The sequence below is a fragment of the Herbidospora solisilvae genome (genome assembly GCF_009901565.1).
GTDB classification, from domain to species: Bacteria; Actinomycetota; Actinomycetes; order Streptosporangiales; family Streptosporangiaceae; genus Herbidospora; species Herbidospora solisilvae.
On sequence record NZ_WXEW01000001.1, the window covers coordinates 932,890 to 950,648 of the forward strand.

Consider the following 17,759-nt stretch of genomic DNA (forward strand, 5'->3'; position numbering starts at 1 on the left):
AAAGCGAACCTCCCCTAGCCGACCCCTGTTTCACAATGTGTAGCGAAACGAGGCGTCCCAGGTCTGTTTGCCCACGATCCCGTCGTCGGGCAGATCGACCCGCCGCTGGAACGTCTTGCACACGTCACGCGACCGCTGACCGTAGGCGCCGTCGGCGTCGAGCTCGAACCCGATCTTCTTCATCTGCTGCTGCCACCGCTTCACGTCGTCACCGACGGTGACCGGCGGATAGGTGAACAACCTCCCCGGCCACGCCGGGATCTGCCCGCCCGGAGGATTGGCCGGGTCGCCGCCACCGGGCCGGGGCGCGCCCCGCTGCACCCACGCGTACAGCGCCGCGCCGGGGCAGTCGGTGGAGAAGCCGTCGCGGTGCCCCTTGATCTCGGTCCCGGCGCCGCCCTCCTGGCGGAGGTACTCGATGGCGTCGAGGATGCCGTGCAGCAGATCGTTGTTGGGCTTCACGAACCCGGCGTTGCCGACCAGGCCGAGCACGGCGTAGTGGTCGGAGTTGAGCCCGGAGCCGTTGGCGGCGGGCAGCCGGTCGGGGCCGCGCCCGACGAACACCCTCTTGTGCGGACAGGCGATCATGGAGTAGCCGATGTCGATCCAGCCGTTGCCGTCCATGTGGAAGTTCTGGATCGACTTGACCTGGGCGACGCACAGGTTGTGGTTGTCGACGATCTCCGGGGGCACACGGCCGCCCGTGTAGTGGACCTTGACACCCTTCGTGGACGTCAGCGGGGAGTAGGACCCCTTGGGAGCGCGGGCCCCCCATTGAGAGCGGGTCACCAGCGAGATCGCCACGAGGAAACTCCCGAACAGGTTGGACAGGACGCCGAGCATATTGGCCGCCGGATGGCGCGAGTGGCGCTTTGCCCATATCGACGGCCGATATGCCCAACTCTCATGACCCTCTAGCCCCAGACCTCCTGCGCCGTCTCGACGATCAGACGGAGCTTGGCCGACTGCTCCTCCTGGGTGAGGGAGTTGCCCTCCACGGTGGAAGAGAACCCGCACTGCGGGGACAGGCAGAGCTGGTCGACGTCGATGTACTTCGAGGCGGCCTCGATGCGCCGCTTGAGGTCGTCCTTCGACTCCAGCACGCCCGACTTGGTGGTGACGAGGCCGAGGACGACGTACTTGCCCTTGGGGACGTAGCGGAGGGGTTCGAAGCCGCCGGAGCGCTCGTCGTCGAACTCCAGGAAGAAGCCGTCGACGCCGAGTTCGCCGAACAGGGCCTCGGCGACGAAGTCGTAGGAGCCTTCGGCGGCCCAGGAGGAGCGGAAGTTGCCGCGGCACATGTGGGTGGTGATCCGCATGCCCTCGGGCCTGGTCGCGATGGCGGTGTTGATCTGCTGGATGTAGCGCAGGTGGAGGTGGTCGGCGTCGTCGCCGCGGGCGGCGATCTCGGCGCGCTGCGCGGGGTCGTTGAGGTAGGCGAGCGAGGTGTCGTCGAACTGCAGGTAGGTGCAGCCCTGCGCGCCGATCCGGGCGACCTCGTTCTGGTACGCCGCCGCGAGGTCGGACCAGAACTCCTCGATGTCGGGGTAGACATCGGGGTCGATGGCGGCCTGGCCGCCGCGGTAGTGGACCATGTTCGGCGACGGGATGGTCAGCTTGGGGGTCTGGCCCTCGCCGGCCACGCTCTGGAGATAGGCGAAGTCGTCGCCGAAGATCGTCTCGTTAAGGGTGATCTTGCCGTCGACCTTCATCCCCTTGGGGGTGAACTCGATCTTCTCGTTCTCGTTGCGGAACTTGACGACGATCTGCTCGTCGGCGGCCACGCTGATGCCGCCGAGGCGGTAGATGAAGTCCATGTGCCAGGAGGCGCGGCGGAACTCGCCGTCGGTCGCGGTCTGGAGGCCGGCCTCGGCCTGGAGGGCGACGACGTCGCGGATGGCGGCGTCTTCGACGGCGCGCAGGCCGGCGGCGTCGAGGGTGCCCTTGGCGTAGTCGTCACGAGCCTGGAGCAGGGTGGCCGGCCGCAGGAGGCTGCCGACGTGATCCGCGCGGAAAGGGGGTTCTGTGCGCATTGCGAATCATCTCCATGGATGTCTGGAACATGACGGAAGTCGTCAAGACGCTAGCGCATGCGGGCCAGTTTCTTGATCACGAAATGAGCGTTTCGCCCCGCGCGGGACGGACCACCCTCCGCTCGGTGACGATCGCCGTGATGAGCTCGGCGGGCGTCACGTCGAAGGCGGGGTTGTAGGCCGCGACGCCGGGCAGCGCGGTGACCTCGCCGCTCCCCCGGTCTTCGATCTCGATGTCGGCGCCGCCGGGCGTGCGCGGGTCGACGGTGGTCTCGGGCGCGACCACGACGAAGGGCACCCCGGCCCGGTGGGCGCCGAGGGCGAGCATGTAGGAGCCGATCTTGTTGGCGGTGTCGCCGTTGGCGGCGATGCGGTCGGCCCCGATGACGACGGCGTCGGCCGCGCCGCGCGCCAGCAGGAACGGCCCGGCCGAGTCGACGACGAGCCGGAACGGCGCGCCCATCCTCTGGAGCTCCCAGGTGGTGAGCCGGGCGCCTTGGAGCAGCGGCCGGGTCTCCAGCGCGATGGCCTCGGTGAGCGCGCCGCGTTCGTGCATGGTCTGGATCACCCCGAGCGCGGTGCCGCGCTCGACGGTTGCCAGCGCGCCGGTGTTGCAGATGGTCATGACACGGCTCGCGCCGTAGGCGGCGAGCAGGTCGGCGCCGCGCTCCCCCATCTCCCGGCAGGCCCGGACGTCCTCCTCGCGGATCTCCAGGGCCCGCTTCAGCGGATCGGCCGCCAGGGCGGCCTCCCGCACCCCCCACGCCAGGTTCACCGCGGTCGGCCGGGCCGCCGCCAGGGGTTCGACCGGCTCGCCGGTACGGGCGGCGAGCGCGACCCCCAGCGCCCCGACGACCCCGAGGGCGGGCGCGCCCCGCACGGCCAGCCGCTTGATCGCGTCGACGAGCTCCGCGACCGTGGTGATGCGGAGGTGGACGACCTCGCCGGGCAACCGGGTCTGGTCGATGAGGACGATCGCGTCGCCGTCCCAGCCAATCGTCGTCATGCCCCCGACGCTAGCGCGAACAGGTTCTCGTCGCCCCCCGGGGCGGCCGTGAGCGACAGCCCCAGCGGCAGCCCGTCGACCCGCGTCACCGGAAGCGACAGGACGGGCGCCCCGGCGATCGGCGCCAGGCAGGTCAGCCGCAGGGTGGCCGCCCGGGTCCGGGCCGGCCGCCCGAGCGCCGGGGCCGTGACGGGCGCGCTCGGCAGCGCCATCACGGCGCCCTCCAGCAGGTCGAGCAGCCGCTGCCGCGCCTCGGCGACGGTCTTGCGGGCCAGGCTGACCTCCTCGGCGGTGAGGCTCTCGGCCCGCGCGAACCGGGCGGCGACGCCGGGCCCGAACGCGGGCCGCTCGGCCTTGACCCATTCGCCGTGGCAGGCCCACACCTCGGCGGCCTGGGTGACCGCGAACGCGTCGGTGGCGTCGAGCCCGAGCGGGGTCCGGTCGACGGGCAGCCCGAGGTCGCGGATGCCCGCCGCCAGCGCGGCGCCCACCCGCGGGGACAGTTCGCTCCAGAGGTCCGCGGGCACCCAGACCCGCTCCGGCGCCGGCGGCCGGGGCGCGGGGTCGACGAGCACGCCGGCCGCCCGTTCGAGCAGCGGCAGCTCCCGGGCCAGCAGGCCGGGCACGTCGTAGGAGGGCGCCAGCGGCACGATGCCCGCACGGGGAGCGCGGGAATGGGTGGGGCGGTAGCCGTACAGACCACAGAAAGAGGCCGGGACGCGGACCGAACCGGCGGTGTCGGTGCCAAGCCCGAGATCGGCGCGGCCGCCGGCGACGGCCGCGGCGGACCCGCTCGACGACCCGCCGCAGACGTGACCGGGCGCGGCCGGGTTCTCGGGCGCACCGTAGTGGTGGTTGGTGCCCCCCAGGCTCCAGGCCAGCTCGTCGGTGTGCGTCTTGCCGGCGAACACGCTCATGGCGCGGAGCCGCGCCACGGCCTCCGCGTCACGCTCGGCCGGTTCCTTCAGCAGATCGGGATGGCCCGCCCCGGTGGGCAGCCCCTCGACGTCGACGACATCCTTGACCGCCAGGCGAGGCCCCCCGGCCTCAGGCGTCACGGAACCCCACGGAACGAACGGATCGATCGCCATGCCTCACCTTCCTACGCGAGGCCGATTTCGCCCCCGTGTCCCACGCGTAAACGGATAATGCGTCGACACCTCCCCCGACAGATCGGGATCATTACCCCCATGACTCCGCTCGAGATGAAAGTGTGGGTCGACGACAGCGACAGCCCCGCCGACATCATCGACGCTCTGGCCCTGTCCCCGTTCGCGACCGGAACCCAGCCGTGGGCGCAGACTGCCAGCGTCGAAAGAGTACGCAAGGACGCGCCCCTGACCGCCTCCGGCGGCGTCCTGGTGCGCGCCGCCTCCTCCGACGACGGCCCCGACTCCCGCCTGTACGAGGGCGAGGGCTGGACCATGCGCGTCATCCGCTACAAGGGCGGCAACGCGATGGTCGCGGTGACGGCCGTGACCGAGGACCTGGCCGCCGCCGTGGTGGCCGAGACCGTGAAGGACGCCGCCGAACCCCGCCCGACCGACGACGACAACGTGACGATGGGCTTCTTCTGGAAGTCCGAACACGGCCGGAGGCGCTCGACGAAGACGATCGGCGCCTCGGCGTGGGCGGACGTGCGGCGCAACTACCCGCGCCTGGCGCAGGGGAAGCTGGACTCCCTGATGGCCCTGCGGCCCGGCTCGGCCCCCGGCCGCCTGCTCCTCCTGCACGGCCCGCCCGGAACGGGCAAGACGACGCTGCTGCGCACCCTGGCCCGCGAGTGGCGGTCGTGGTGCCAGGTCGACTGCGTGCTCGACCCGGAGCGGCTGTTCAACGACCCCGGATACCTGATGGAGGTGGCGGTCGGCTGCGACTGCCCCGACCACGACGAGAAGAAGTGGCGGCTCCTCGTCCTGGAGGACTGCGACGAACTCATCCGCGCGGAGGCCAAGATGTCCGCCGGGCAGGGGCTCTCCCGGCTGCTGAACCTGACCGACGGCCTGCTGGGTCAGGGACGGGACGTCCTTGTCGCCGTCACCACGAATGAGGACCTGCAGCGGCTGCATCCGGCGGTGGTGCGGCCGGGCCGGTGCCTGGCCCAGATCGAGGTCGGGCGCATGCAGCCCGACGAGGCCGCGGCGTGGCTGGGCGATCCGGCCGGAGTGGGGCCCGGCGGGCTGACGCTGGCCGAGATGTTCGCGCTCAAGGCCGGTGTGGCGCCGGAGGAGACTCCGGTCGAGACCGGCCTGTACCTGTAGGCGGGTGTGGCGGCTCCGCCCGGAGCGTTCCGGGCGGAGCCGCCGCCTTTGCCGCGCCCTATGCCATGCCCGGCGGTCTGCGGCGCGCGGCACAGCTGAACCTCCGCTTTTCATGTGCCTTCACTCGGATGACGACCCGAAGCCGGGACGGCGGGGACATCGGCGAGGCTTTCTCGTGGGCCGCACCCAGACGCGCCTTCACTCGGATGACGACCTGAGGCCGGGACCGCGGGACATCGGCGGGGCTTTCTCAAGTGCAGGTGATGTGGCCCGCCTGTTCCCGCTCGATGACCCGGTGCCAGGGGAAGTCGGGTGAGAGGGCCGGGCGGTCCAGCCGGACCGTGTCGAACCTCAGACTTGGCACCCGGTCCAGGGCCTTCGCCAGGGTTCTGGCCCCTCCCTCGACCGCGGTGACGGTGAGGCCGGCGTGGCGGTGCAGGGCGTAGGTCTGGGCGTACTCGTCGAGGAAGGTGCTCAGTCTCGTGTACGACGTGAGCAGGAACTCCGCCGGCTGAGGGGCGGGCCGCGACGGGGGCGTGGTCGGCTGGAACCGGCCCAGGACCGCCTCCAGGATGACCCTGTTGTCGAAGACGTCGGGGGTGGGGACGAGCCGGGCGTTGGGGAACTGTTCGACGTCCACGCAGTCGTCGCGGCTCGCCGACGGCCCGTTGACCTGCACGACCTTCACCGGGTCGGTGGTGCGGTCGAAGTGGTCCACCCAGCGGACGCGCAGGTCGGTGACGTAGGGGCCGCCTCTGCGGAACCGCCCGAGGCCCGCGCCCCGGTTGGGCACGGCCAGGAGGACCATGCGGGAGACGTGCCCCGCCCAGGGACGGTGTTCGCGGGAGTCGTCGTCGCCGTTGGCGACCAGGTAGGCGTGGCGGAAGACCAGACCGGCCGTGCCGTGGGCGACCAGGGCGATGCGCCCGCCGTCCCAGTTGACGTCGATCCACCGGCAGAGGCTTCGCGGGTCGTGGTGGGTGACCTTGGCGGCGTGCCAGCCCTCCGGGGTCGGGGGCGCGCCGGGGCCCTGATAGATCAGCAGATTCCGCCGCATATCCGGAGCCTGGCGCGCTTCCGGCGGGGTGGCGTGAGTAGGGGGATGCTCAATCAGGAAGGCTGACATCATGAGCGAGGCCGCCAAGATCTGTTCCGAGCTGATCCGCATCGACACCACCAACCCCGGGCCCGGGGAACGGGAGGCCGCCGAATACGTGGCCGGGTTGTTGTCCGAGGCGGGCCTCTCCCCGGTCATCGTGGAGAGCGCCCCGCGCCGGGCCAGCGTCATCTGCCGGGTCCCCGGCGACTCACCGGACGCGCTGTTGATCCACGGGCACCTCGACGTGGTGCCGGCCGACCCGGCCGACTGGGCCGTCCACCCCTTCAGCGGGGAGATCGCCGACGGATACGTGCACGGGCGCGGGGCCGTGGACATGAAGGGGTCGCTGGCGATGACGCTGGCGTGGGTGCGGCAGGGGGTGCGGCCCCGGCGTGACCTGGTGCTCGCCTTCCTGGCCGACGAGGAGTCGACCGGGGAGTTCGGGTCCCGGTACGTGGTCTCCGAGCACGCTGACCTGTTCGAGGGGTGCAGCGAGGCGATCTCGGAGTCGGGGGGGTTCTCGGTGACGATGCCGTCGGGGGTGCGGGTGTATCCGATCGGGGTCGGGGAGCGGGGGACGGCGTGGATGAAGGTGACGGCGCGGGGCGTGGCGGGACACGGGTCGAAGCCGCCGGTGGACAATCCGGTGGCGGAGCTGGCGCGGGCGCTGACGCGGGTGGCCGACCACGAGTGGCCGATCCGGCTCACGCCGGCGGTGTCGGCGATGATCGGCGAGCTCTCCGGGATCCTCGGGATGGAGATCGACCCCGCGAACCTGTCAGGGGTGCCGCCGAAGGCCGCCGCTCTCTTCAAGGGCACGATCAGGAATTCCACCAACCCGACCATGATGAACGCCGGATACAAGATCAATGTTATTCCCGGGACGGCTGAGGCGGGAATTGACGGCAGATTCGTACCGGGATTCAGGGAGGAATTCCTCGACACTCTCGACCGGCTGCTGGGCCCCCGGATCACCCGGGAGTTCATCAACTTCGAGGACGCCCCGTCGGCGCCGACCAGCGGCCTGTTCCACGAACTGGGCGCGGCCCTGACGGCCATGGACCCCACCGGCCGACCCGTGCCATATGTTATGACAGGGGGCACGGACGCCAAATCCTTCGCCCGGCTCGGCATCAAAGGCTATGGTTTCGCCCCGCTATTGCTTCCGCCCGATCTCGACTACTTCGCACTGTTTCACGGGATCGATGAGCGGGTGCCGGTCGAAGGGCTCGAATTCGGCGTTCAGACATTGAACAGACTGCTCGCCACCCCCCATTGATTATGCGCGGCCCGACCGTATAATCGAGCTCGGACACCCGATCGCCGCACAAGATCGACAGGGAAACCGATGCCCGCGAGAAGATTTCCCTCGGGGCGGAACGGAGACCCGCCACCTCCGGATCCCCGAGAAGTGGTGGAAAGAATTCTCCGGATACGAACCGACTGCAATTGCCCGCCCCAGTGTGCAACCATGGAGGGCGACGAGCCGGCGCCCGGCCCCCGCGACCGACACCGCCCACGCACCTAGGAGCGAGTCGCCAGAACAGGGTGCCGTCCCACTTCGGGCATGGCCGAATCAGGCTGCCGCATGTCTCGTTTCAGTCGAGGTCCCTTACGGTGGTCACTCTGTGTGGTACAAAATCCGTGCCGCCTCCTTGCCTAGTGCGGGCGGGGCGCGCGAACACCCAGAGACCATGAGCCCACACCGCCTTTACGTGGGCTTATCCGGGCACCGGCCATACAGAACCAAGATAGATCCCGCTCCAAAGTCATGCCGTTTTTCATCCATGACATGACCTTTCTGGGGGTATGTCTGAATCACTTCTGTCAGGGGTGGCGCCCTGGTCCGAACGCGTGCACATCGAAACGACGCGGTGACCCCCTCCACCGCTGTCCTATCTAGGGGCCTGAAAATGAACCACAACGGGACCGAAATCCCTTCGGCGATCATGGACATCTGCGACGAGCCGCTGTCGTCCGTGGCCAAGTACAACGGCCGCGAACTGGCCTCGATGCTCGGGCGGATCATGCCGGAAACGTCCCGGGTGGGCGTGGCCGCCTTCCAGGCCTCCATCTGATCCGACTCGACCCGGACGGGCTGAATTGAAAGGGCACCATCTTGCCCTTCGCCAATTCGTGGTGAAGGTGCACACGCGTTGCGATCTCGCCTGCGATCACTGTTATGTGTACGAGCATGCCGACCAGTCGTGGCAGGCGAAACCCAAGGTGGTCCCATCTGAAACCGTCACCCGTATAGCGACGCGAATCGCCGACCATGCGAGAAGCCGCGAACTGAGCGACGTATCGGTCATTCTCCATGGCGGCGAGCCGCTTCTGGCGGGCCCGGAGCGGCTCGACGAGATTCTCACCATCCTGAATCTCCACATAAGTCCGGCGGCCGAACTCCGGATGAAAGTCCATACGAATGCCGTACTTCTGAGCGAACGATATCTCGACGTATTCGATAAGCACGCCGTCCATATCGGCGTCTCCCTCGACGGCGACCGCGAGGCCAACGACCGGCATCGGCGCTACGCGAACGGACGCAGCAGCTACGACCGCGTCGTGGGCAGCATCGAACTTCTACGGCGATACCGCCCCCATTTGTTCAGCGGTATCCTCTGCACGATCGACACCATGAACGATCCGATACGGGTCTACGAATCGCTTCTCCGCCTCGAGCCCCCGAAGATCGATTTCCTGCTCCCCCACGCCACGTGGAACCAACCCCCGCCACGCCGGTCGGAGACCGAATACGCCGACTGGCTGGGCGCGATCTACGACCGCTGGGAGAAGGACGCGCGCCCGGTGCGCATCCGGCTGTTCGACTCGATCATCCGCACCACCTACGGGCAGTCGAGCCTCAGCGAGGCCATCGGGGTCGAGCCCAGCAGCCTGGTGGTCATCGACACCGACGGCTCCTACGAGCAGGTCGACTCGCTGAAGGTGGCCTTCGACGGCGCCCCGGCCACCGGGCTCGACGTCTTCCAGCACAGTCTCGACGCGGTGGCGGGCCACCCCGGCATCACCGCCCGGCAGCAAGGCGTCGAAGGGCTCTCGGCGACGTGCCAGGCCTGTCCGGTGGTGTCCAGTTGCGGGGGCGGGCTCTATCCCCACCGCTTCCGTGACGACTCCTTCGACAACCCGAGCGTCTATTGCGCAGACCTCTTCACACTGATCAGCCACGTCCGTGAGGCGACCCAGATGCAGGCCCACCAGGTCTCCCCGCAGACCATCGAGACCCTCGCCGCGGGTTACGGCGGCGCGGCCGAGATCCGGTCGCTCATCGGATCGCAGATCAGCATCCGCCGGGCGTTGATCACCGACGAGCGCATGGCCTCCGCCGAACCCGACGCGGCCAGGACGCTGGTCGACCTCGACGAGGCCTTCCGCGGCGCGGTGAACGGCGTCATCGCCCATCCCTACGTCCGGGTGTGGGCGGTGGGCTTCCTGCGGGGCGCGGCGCCCTCGGGGCACCTGCGCAACATCGCGGCGGCCGTCGCGGCCCGGGCGGGCGCCCACCTGAAGATCCGCGCCGACGTGAGGGCGGGCGCCGTGCACCTGCCGACGGTCGGCACCCTCGCCGACGTCGACGGCGACGACGTCTGGATCGAAGTCGACGAAGGCCGCGTCAGGACCATCGACGGAAGCGGCGAATGGCGGCCGGTCCGCACCCTCCTCGCGGCAGGTCACTCCGTCGTCGTCGAGGACGCCGACCCCTACCGCGACTGTCACCAGTGGCCCGCGGCCGGACGGCTGAGCGATCAGGAACTCGCCCGGTGGCAGGAGAGCTTCGCGGCGGCCTGGGAGCTGATCGCCGCCGACTACCCCGAATACCTGCCGGGGCTGCGCGCCGGACTGACGACGCTGATGCCGCTGCGGCCCGACCCCACCGGTCGTGACGTCAGCTCGGCCGCCCGCCACGCGTTCGGCGCGGTCGCGGCCGCGCTCCCCGCCGATCCGGCCACGCTCGCGCTGCTGCTGATCCACGAGTTCCAGCACGTCAAGCTGGGCGCGATCCTCGACATGTTCGACCTCTACGACGAGACCGTCGAGAAGACCTTCTACGCGCCCTGGCGTCCGGATCCCCGGCCGCTCGAAGGGCTGCTGCAGGGCACCTACGCGCACATCGCGGTGGCCGACTTCTGGCGCCGGCGCCGGCATGTCGCGCCCGATCCGGCCACCCACGAGTTCGCGCGCTGGCGGGCGCAGACGTCCGAGGCGATCACGACGCTGGCGACCAGCGAGGCGCTCACCGAGCTGGGCGACGCCTTCGTGGCCCGGATGCGTGACACCCTGGCCCCCTGGCTTCTCGAGGCACTCCCCCACGAGGTCGAAGAACAGGCCAGGGCCGCCTCCGCCGCCCATCTGAAGGCCTTCCAGTCGCAGTCGTGACGGCCGGCGGCCTGGGCGAGGAGCTGCGGGCCCTGGGCGTCGCCCCCGGCCAGACGCTGATGGTGCACTCCTCCATGCGGAGCATCGGCTGGGTCGAGGGCGGCGCCCCGAGTGTGGTCACGGCGCTGACCGGCGTGCTCGGCCCGGAGGGGACGCTGGTCGTGCCGGTCTTCACCACCGCCAACTCCGACACCTCGCCCTGGTACCGGGCGGCGACCGAGGGCATGTCCGAGGAGGAGGCCCGGCGGTTCCGCGACGAGATGCCGCCGTTCGACCCCGCCACGACTCCGTCCACGGCCATGGGCGCCGTCGCCGAGACGGTCCGGCTCTCCCCCGGCGCGGTGCGGAGCGCCCACCCGCAGACCTCCTACGCCGCCATCGGCCCCCTCGCGGGCAAGCTGGTCTCCGGGCACGACCTGGAATGCCACCACGGAGAGGATTCACCACTCGCCCGCCTTTATGACATCGGCGGGCACGTCTTGCTGATGGGCGTCGGGTTCGACCGTTGCACGGTTTTCCACCTGGCCGAATATCGCTACCTCCATCCGCATACTCCGACCAGGCTCTACCGTTGCGTTGTGCGGGACGGCGACGGCCGGAAATGGTGGGAGTTCACCGACGTGGTCCTCGACGACAGCGACTTCGCCCAGCTCGGGGCCGACTTCGCGGCGACGGGGAACGTGCGGCGCGGAATGGTCGGCGGCGCGCACTGCCATTTCTTTCCGGTACGCCAGGCGGTGGATTTCGCCGTGGACTGGATGAGGCGGGAACGAAAATCGGCAAATTAGGCCCCTCGGGGGTCTCTCACCTCCGGGGGCGCATTCCTATAGTGAGCAAGTGGAGGGAGGGGGGATGGTATTGCAGCCGGCTCCACGGCCACCCGGCCCCTATTTTTTCCTCAGCTACGCCCACACCCCCAACGAGGATCCCAAGGCGAACCGGTGGGTCGCCAAGTTGTTCAAGGACCTGTGCGACCACGTCCTGGAGATGACCGATCTGCCCGACCCCTCGATGGCGGGCTTCATGGACAGCGGTCTGCTCACCGGGCACCTGTGGCACCGGCGATTGGCCGAGGCTCTGGCCACCTGCCGGGTGTTCGTCCCGCTCTACTCCCGGCGTTACTTCGTCAGCCAGAACTGCGGTCGTGAGTGGACCGCCTTCGTCCAGCGAATCAACAGCCAGCCGGGGTTCGACGGCCGCCGCCCCGAGGCGATCATCCCGGCGTTGTGGACGCCGATGCAGCCCGAAGCGCTCCCCCTGGTCGCCCGATCGATCCAGTTCGCCCACGAGAAACTGGGGCCGCGCTACCGCGACGAAGGCTTCTACGGCCTGAGCAAACTGGCCGTCCGCCGCCCGTCCTACCAGCTGGCCACCCACGCGCTGGCCAGCCGCATCGTCGAGGTAGGCGAGAGCACCCGGCTGGAGCCGATCGAACCGGTCGACTTCCCCTCGCTCACCAGCGCGTTCGAAGACTTCGACGCGGCCCAGGCGCTGACCCTCACCGTGGTCGTGCCCGACCGCGACCGCCTGCCCACCGGCCGCAACCCCTACTTCTACGGGCGGCTGCCGGAAGACTGGAACCCGTTCCGCGGTGAGGAGCAGCCTCGGTCGCTCTTCTACTACGCGCTCGAACTCGCCACCGCCAACGGGTTCCGCACGGAGATCGGATCGTTGTCGGACTTCCGTCCTGAGCTGCTCGCCGGCAAGCAGCCCACCGGGCCGGGAGTCGTGATCATCGATCCGTGGGCGGTGACCGACCCGGTCTGCCTGGCCGCGCTGGCCGCCTTCGACCAGGCGGAGCTGCCCTGGGTCAGCGTGATCATCCCCTGGAACCGGGACGATGCCGAGACCACGTCGCGCGAGGCCCAGCTGCGGTCGGCGCTGCAGGCGACGCTGCACAAACGATGGTCCGACCTGTCCACCGAGTCGATCGACCACTACTCCCAATTCCGGCGGGCCTTCCCCGACGCGTTGAACCGGGCGGGCAACCAGTTCCTGCGCAAGGCCACGCCGTATCCCCCGAAGGGCAACAGCCCGGAAAGCTCAGACTGATGGACGCGGAGGGCCCGATGGGTGACGGCGACGGCCAGATCATCACGTTCTACTCGTACAAGGGCGGGACGGGGCGCACGATGGCGCTGGCCAACACGGCCTGGGTGCTGGCCGCGAACGGCAAGCGCGTCCTCGTGGTCGACTGGGACCTGGAGTCGCCCGGCCTGCACAAGTTCTTCCACCCCTTCCTCGAGGACGAGGTGATCGCCTCGACCCCCGGGGTGATCGACATCATCAACGAGTACGTCTGGGCCGCCATCCGGCCGCAGCAGCGGGCCACCGACTGGCACGTCGACTACGCGAGGGTGATGCCGCACGCCGTCTCCCTCGAATGGGAGTTCCCCGGCGAGGGCACCCTCGACTTCGTCTCGGCCGGGCAGCAGAACCGCGACTACTCGTCGCTGGTGTCCACATTCGACTGGGACAACCTCTATGACCGGCTCGGCGGCGGGCTGTTCTTCGACGCGATGCGCGCCGACATGAAGGCCAACTACGACTTCACCCTGATCGACAGCCGGACCGGCCGCAGTGACATCGCCGACATCTGCACGCTGCACCTGCCCGACCTGCTGGTCGACTGCTTCACGATGGCCGACCAGAGCATCGAGGGGGCCGCCAAGGTGGCCCGGTACATCGAGGAACGCATCCGCACCAAGCCCATCCGCATCCTGCCGGTGCCGATGCGCATCGACGACGGGGAGAAGGAGAAGCTCGACGCCGGACGCCAGCTCGCCCGGAGCCGGTTCGACAACCTCCCCTCGGGCATGACCCCCGACGAGCGCAATCGCTATTGGGGCGCGGTCGAGATCCCGTACAAGCGCTTCTACGCCTTCGAGGAGACGCTCGCCACCTTCGGTGACGGCTCCGGATCGCCGAACTCGCTGCTGGCCGCGTACGAACGGCTGACCGGGGCGATCACCGACGGCGACGTGACCGCGCTGCCGCCGATGGACGGCGCGCTCCGCACCCGCTGGCTCGAGGCCTTCACCCGCCGCCGGGTCGCCGACCAGGCCGACGTCCTGCTCAGTTATGTGCCGGAAGACCGGATGTGGGCCGACTGGATCAGGTCGGTGCTGGAGCGCGCGGGCGCCCGGGTGGTGCCGAAGTCGCTCTCCCCGAGCGTGGCCGAACCGGCCTTCGACCCGCACATGCAGGTCATGGCGGTCGTGTCGCCGGCGTACATGCGGGTGGTCGCGGAGCTCGACGGGCTGCGCCAGACGTCCGACCTGCTGAACCCGCGGTCGTTGATCGCGCTGCGGGTGGCCGATGTGCGCCTGACCGCGCCGTTCGCCGATCAGCCGCCCGTCGACCTGCTGCGGCTGACCGCCGAGCAGGCGACCGAGGCCCTGCTGCACTCCCTGGGGCGCGACCCCCGCGGCTACCCCGCCGACCTGCAGCTCGGCTCGCGCTTCCCCGGCTCGGTGCCGCCGATCTGGAACGTCGGCCCCCGGAACAACACCTTCACCGGCCGCAGCACCGCGATGGAGACCCTTCGCGACCAGCTCATGGGCGTCAACCGCACGATCGCCCAGCCGGAGCAGACCATCGCGCTGCACGGCCTCGGCGGCGTGGGCAAGACCCAGGTCGCCCTGGAGTACGCCCACCGTTTCCGGGCCGACTACGACCTCGTCTGGTGGATCTCCGCCGAGCAGCCCGACCTGATCAACACCGCCCTCGCCGAGCTGGCCACCAAGCTCAACATCCGCTACGGCGACAGCGTCGTGGCCGGCGCCGAGGCGGCCAGGGAGGCGCTCCGGATCGGGCAGATGCGCTGGCTGCTGATCTTCGACAACGCCCGCGACCCCGAACAGGTCCAGAAGTACCTGCCCGGCGGCGCCGGCCACATCCTGGTGACCTCCAGGAACCGTGCCTGGGCCGACGTCGCGGCGCCCCTCGAGGTGGACGTCTTCAGCGAGGAGGAGAGCCTGGAGCACTTCAAGCGCAGGGTCCCCTCGCTCGAACGCGACGGCGCGCTCGCCGTCGCCGAGGAGCTCGGCCATCTGCCGCTCGCGATCGAGCAGGCCGCCGCCTGGCTCGCGGAGACCGCCATCCCGGCCGCCGACTACCTGGCCCAGCTCAAGCAGAGCGCCGAGCTCCTGCTCACCGAACCGCCCCGCGGCTACCCGCTGCCCGTGGCGCAGACCTGGAACATCTCGCTGGCCCAGTTGAAGGAACGCTCGCCGGCGGCGGTCCGGCTGCTCCAGCTGTGCGCCTTCTTCGCGCCGGAGCCGATCTCCCAGGAACTCATCTACAGCGACGAGATGATGCGCTCGCTGCTGAAGTACGACCCCAACCTCCGCGGCGAGAAGGTCATGATCGCGCGGCTGATCCGCGAGGTGACCCGCTTCGCGCTGGCGAAGGTCGACCCCGCCACCAACACGATCCAGCTGCACCGGCTGGTGCAGACCGTCATCCGCAACCAGATGACCGTCGAGGAGGCCGAGGCCACCTCGCACGAGGTGCACGACATCCTGGTCGGGGCCCGGCCCAGGAAGGGCGAGGTCGACGACCCCGCGAACTGGCCGAGATACGACATCATCTGGCCTCACCTGCTGCCCTCCGAGGCGGAGAACTGCATGGAGGAGGACACCCGCAAACTCCTCACCGACCGGGTGCGCTACTACAACCGGCGTGGTGAGTACGTCAACGCCCTCGACCTCGGGCAGCGGCTGGCCGACTTCTGGGAGACCAAGTTCGGCCAGGTCGAACGGCAGCGGCTGCTGCTGCTGCACAACATCAGCAACGCGCACCGCTGGCTCGGCAAGACGCAGACCTCGCTGCGGCTCAACGAGTGGACTCTTCGGCAACAGCGGGAACTGCTGGGCGACGACCACCCCCACACGCTGCTCACCCGCGGCACCCTGGGGGCCGACCTGCGCGCCAACGGCGAGTTCGAGAAGGCCCTGGCGCTGGCCCGCGAGACGTACGAGCTCTGGAGGGATCTCTACGGCGAGGACTACGACAAGACGCTCAACGCCGCCAACAACCTGGCGGTCTCCTACCGTCTGGTCGGCGACTGCTTCAGCGCCCGCGACCTCGACCAGGACACCTACGAGCGGATGAACCAGGTCTTCGGCCCCCTCCACCCGGACACGCTGAGCAGCGCCCAGAACCTCGGCCGCGACCTGCGGGAGGCGGGCTACTACCGGGAGTCGGCGGAGTGGCTCACCACGACGATCGGCAAGTACCGGGAGGCCGTGGACGACGACCACATCGAACCGCTGCGGGCGGAGAAGAGCCTGTCGGTGTCCCTCCGCAAGGCCGGCCGACACGAGGAGGCGTTCGTCATCGCCAAACGGGTCGCCGACATGTTCCTCCAGCGCTACCCCTCACACCCGGAGACCCCCGCCGCGCTCCTGGAACTGGCCTCGTGCCGGTCCGCCCTGGAAGACAAGGCGGGGGCGTACGAGCTGGCGGCGTCGACGCGGGAGAAGTACGTCGAACTGTTCTGGCCCGGCCACCCCTACGCCCGGGTCGCCGCCAACAACGTGGCCATCTACCTGCGCGCGCTCGGCCGCGCCGAAGAGGCGATCGCGCTGGGCGACGAGACCCTCGACGCCTTCCGCGACCATCTCGGCGCGACCCACCCGTTCACCCTCACCTGCCTGATCAATCTCGGCAACGCGCTGTCGGACCTGGGCGACCACCAGCGGGCCGAGGCGCTGTTCCGCGAGTCCCGCGACGGCCTGGTCAAGACTCTGGGCGACCGCCACCCCGACACCATCGTCTGCCAGGCCAACCTGGCGATCACGCTGCTCGAGTCGGGCCGCACGGCGCAGGCGGGGGAACTGCAGGCGGAGACTCTGGACGCCATGGCCGACAGACTGGGCGAGGCCCATCCGTTGATCGCGTCGCTGAAGAGCTGGCGCCGCATCAACCGGGACCTGGAGCCTCAGCCGACCTGATCCTGGGTCAGCCACACGAGCACGTCCGGCAGGACGTCGAGCGCGCCGAAGTGGGCGACGCCCCGCCCGATGCGCAACATCGCTCCGGGAATGCGCCGGCCGAGCCACCGGGCATGGCTGACCGGCGAGAACACGTCGTTCTCGCCGTGCCACACCAGCGTCGGCACCCGGATCGCGGCCGGGTCGAAGGTCCAGTCGGAGCAGAAGGCGAGCACGTCGTCGACCCACCCGTCGCTGGAGTCGCGCAGCCCTTCGGCGAAGTTGCGCAGCAGCATGCGGCGGATGCCGATGTCGGCGACCGTGCGCCGGTCGGACTCGGGCGCCTCCAGCGCGAGCCCGGAGATCTTGCCCGCGGGGTCGGCCCGGATCTGCTCGGCCGCCGCCCCGAGGCTGGCCGCCACCGCCGGGAGGCCGACCCCCGCGAACGTGAACTCGCGCACGTTGGAGGCCGTCATGCCGTCGAACCAGTCGAGCCCGTCGGCTCCCTTGGGGGCCAGGCCGACCAGCGCCGCCGCCCGGACGACCCGGCCGGGCAGGAGCGCGGCACACGCCAGGGCGTGGGGGGCGCCCCCCGACCGCCCGACGACGGCGAACCGCTCGAGGCCCAGCCGATCGGCGATGGCCGCGACGTCGGCGGCGCCGCTGGCGATGGTGCGGCCGGGGTGCCGGTCGGACTCGCCGTAGCCGGGCCGGTCGAAGGTGATGAGCCGGATGCCCAGACGGTAGAGAACCGACGGCCGCGGCGCGGGGCCGACCCGGCTGCCCGGCGTGCCGTGAAGGAGGAAGACCGGCCGGCCGCCGGACGCCCCCTTCTCCTCGACTGCGAGCCTCCGGCCGTCCGGCGTCTCCACCTTCACGGTCAAGGTTCCTCCCCCGCGCCTTCGGCCGTCGTCGAATCCCCCGCTTACCGTACTTTGTACTTCCTCATCGCAAATGTTCCAAGAAGGGAAGAGTGACCAGTCCTCCCGCGCCTCAGCACGGCACCCCCGGGGCGCCCATCTTTGCCGA

At 69.9% G+C, this 17,759-nt stretch carries 13 protein-coding genes; 7 read left to right on the forward strand and 6 right to left on the reverse strand.

What is annotated here, in order from left to right; genetic code table 11:
• Positions 1-30 precede the first annotated feature (30 nt).
• The 4 genes from GT755_RS03980 to GT755_RS03995 all read right to left on the reverse strand — a co-directional run bounded on the left by GT755_RS03980 (position 31) and on the right by GT755_RS03995 (position 4,130).
• Complete coding sequence (locus GT755_RS03980) at positions 31-843, reverse strand: peptidoglycan recognition protein family protein (RefSeq protein WP_202609562.1); 813 nt, start codon at positions 841-843, stop codon at positions 31-33.
• A 71-nt stretch (positions 844-914) separates the two neighbouring features.
• Positions 915-2,033 carry a 5-methyltetrahydropteroyltriglutamate--homocysteine S-methyltransferase gene (locus tag GT755_RS03985; RefSeq protein WP_161478302.1) on the reverse strand — a complete coding sequence of 373 codons (1,119 nt, stop codon included), beginning with the start codon at positions 2,031-2,033 and terminating at the stop codon, positions 915-917.
• Between the two features lie 76 nt (positions 2,034-2,109).
• Positions 2,110-3,039 carry an S-methyl-5-thioribose-1-phosphate isomerase gene (gene mtnA / locus GT755_RS03990; RefSeq protein ID WP_161478303.1) on the reverse strand — a complete coding sequence of 310 codons (930 nt, stop codon included), beginning with the start codon at positions 3,037-3,039 and terminating at the stop codon, positions 2,110-2,112.
• Entirely contained in the window at positions 3,036-4,130 is a 1,095-nt protein-coding gene (locus GT755_RS03995) for an amidase family protein (RefSeq protein ID WP_161478304.1), read from the reverse strand. Before GT755_RS03995 ends, mtnA begins: the two co-directional genes overlap by 4 nt.
• 99 nt (positions 4,131-4,229) lie before the next feature.
• Here GT755_RS03995 and GT755_RS04000 point away from each other — a divergent pair, with 99 nt between their 5' ends.
• On the forward strand, positions 4,230-5,300 hold the full coding sequence (locus tag GT755_RS04000; RefSeq protein WP_235965799.1) for a DUF5925 domain-containing protein: 1,071 nt from the start codon (positions 4,230-4,232) through the stop codon (positions 5,298-5,300).
• A 250-nt stretch (positions 5,301-5,550) separates the two neighbouring features.
• Here GT755_RS04000 and GT755_RS04005 read toward each other — a convergent pair whose 3' ends face one another.
• Complete coding sequence (locus GT755_RS04005) at positions 5,551-6,357, reverse strand: hypothetical protein (protein WP_161478305.1); 807 nt, start codon at positions 6,355-6,357, stop codon at positions 5,551-5,553.
• 70 nt (positions 6,358-6,427) lie between these two features.
• Here GT755_RS04005 and GT755_RS04010 point away from each other — a divergent pair, with 70 nt between their 5' ends.
• From GT755_RS04010 to fxsT, 6 genes are all read left to right on the forward strand, one after another.
• Entirely contained in the window at positions 6,428-7,678 is a 1,251-nt protein-coding gene (locus GT755_RS04010) for a M20/M25/M40 family metallo-hydrolase (protein WP_161478306.1), read from the forward strand.
• A 634-nt stretch (positions 7,679-8,312) separates the two neighbouring features.
• Positions 8,313-8,477: a hypothetical protein gene (locus GT755_RS04015; protein ID WP_161478307.1), complete on the forward strand. Its 165-nt coding sequence runs from the start codon at positions 8,313-8,315 to the stop codon at positions 8,475-8,477.
• Between the two features lie 58 nt (positions 8,478-8,535).
• Positions 8,536-10,794: an FxsB family cyclophane-forming radical SAM/SPASM peptide maturase gene (locus GT755_RS04020; RefSeq protein ID WP_328794160.1), complete on the forward strand. Its 2,259-nt coding sequence runs from the start codon at positions 8,536-8,538 to the stop codon at positions 10,792-10,794.
• Entirely contained in the window at positions 10,791-11,582 is a 792-nt protein-coding gene (locus GT755_RS04025) for an aminoglycoside N(3)-acetyltransferase (RefSeq protein ID WP_328794161.1), read from the forward strand. Before GT755_RS04020 ends, GT755_RS04025 begins: the two co-directional genes overlap by 4 nt.
• 64 nt (positions 11,583-11,646) lie before the next feature.
• A complete protein-coding gene (locus GT755_RS04030) occupies positions 11,647-12,846 on the forward strand; it encodes a TIR-like protein FxsC (RefSeq protein WP_161478309.1) in 1,200 nt (399 codons plus the stop codon).
• Positions 12,846-16,751: an FxSxx-COOH system tetratricopeptide repeat protein gene (gene fxsT, locus GT755_RS04035; protein ID WP_202609564.1), complete on the forward strand. Its 3,906-nt coding sequence runs from the start codon at positions 12,846-12,848 to the stop codon at positions 16,749-16,751. The genes GT755_RS04030 and fxsT overlap by 1 nt, the downstream gene beginning before the upstream one ends.
• Here fxsT and GT755_RS04040 read toward each other — a convergent pair.
• Positions 16,739-17,608 carry an alpha/beta fold hydrolase gene (locus GT755_RS04040; protein ID WP_328794187.1) on the reverse strand — a complete coding sequence of 290 codons (870 nt, stop codon included), beginning with the start codon at positions 17,606-17,608 and terminating at the stop codon, positions 16,739-16,741. The genes fxsT and GT755_RS04040 overlap by 13 nt on opposite strands.
• Positions 17,609-17,759: the final 151 nt, after the last annotated feature.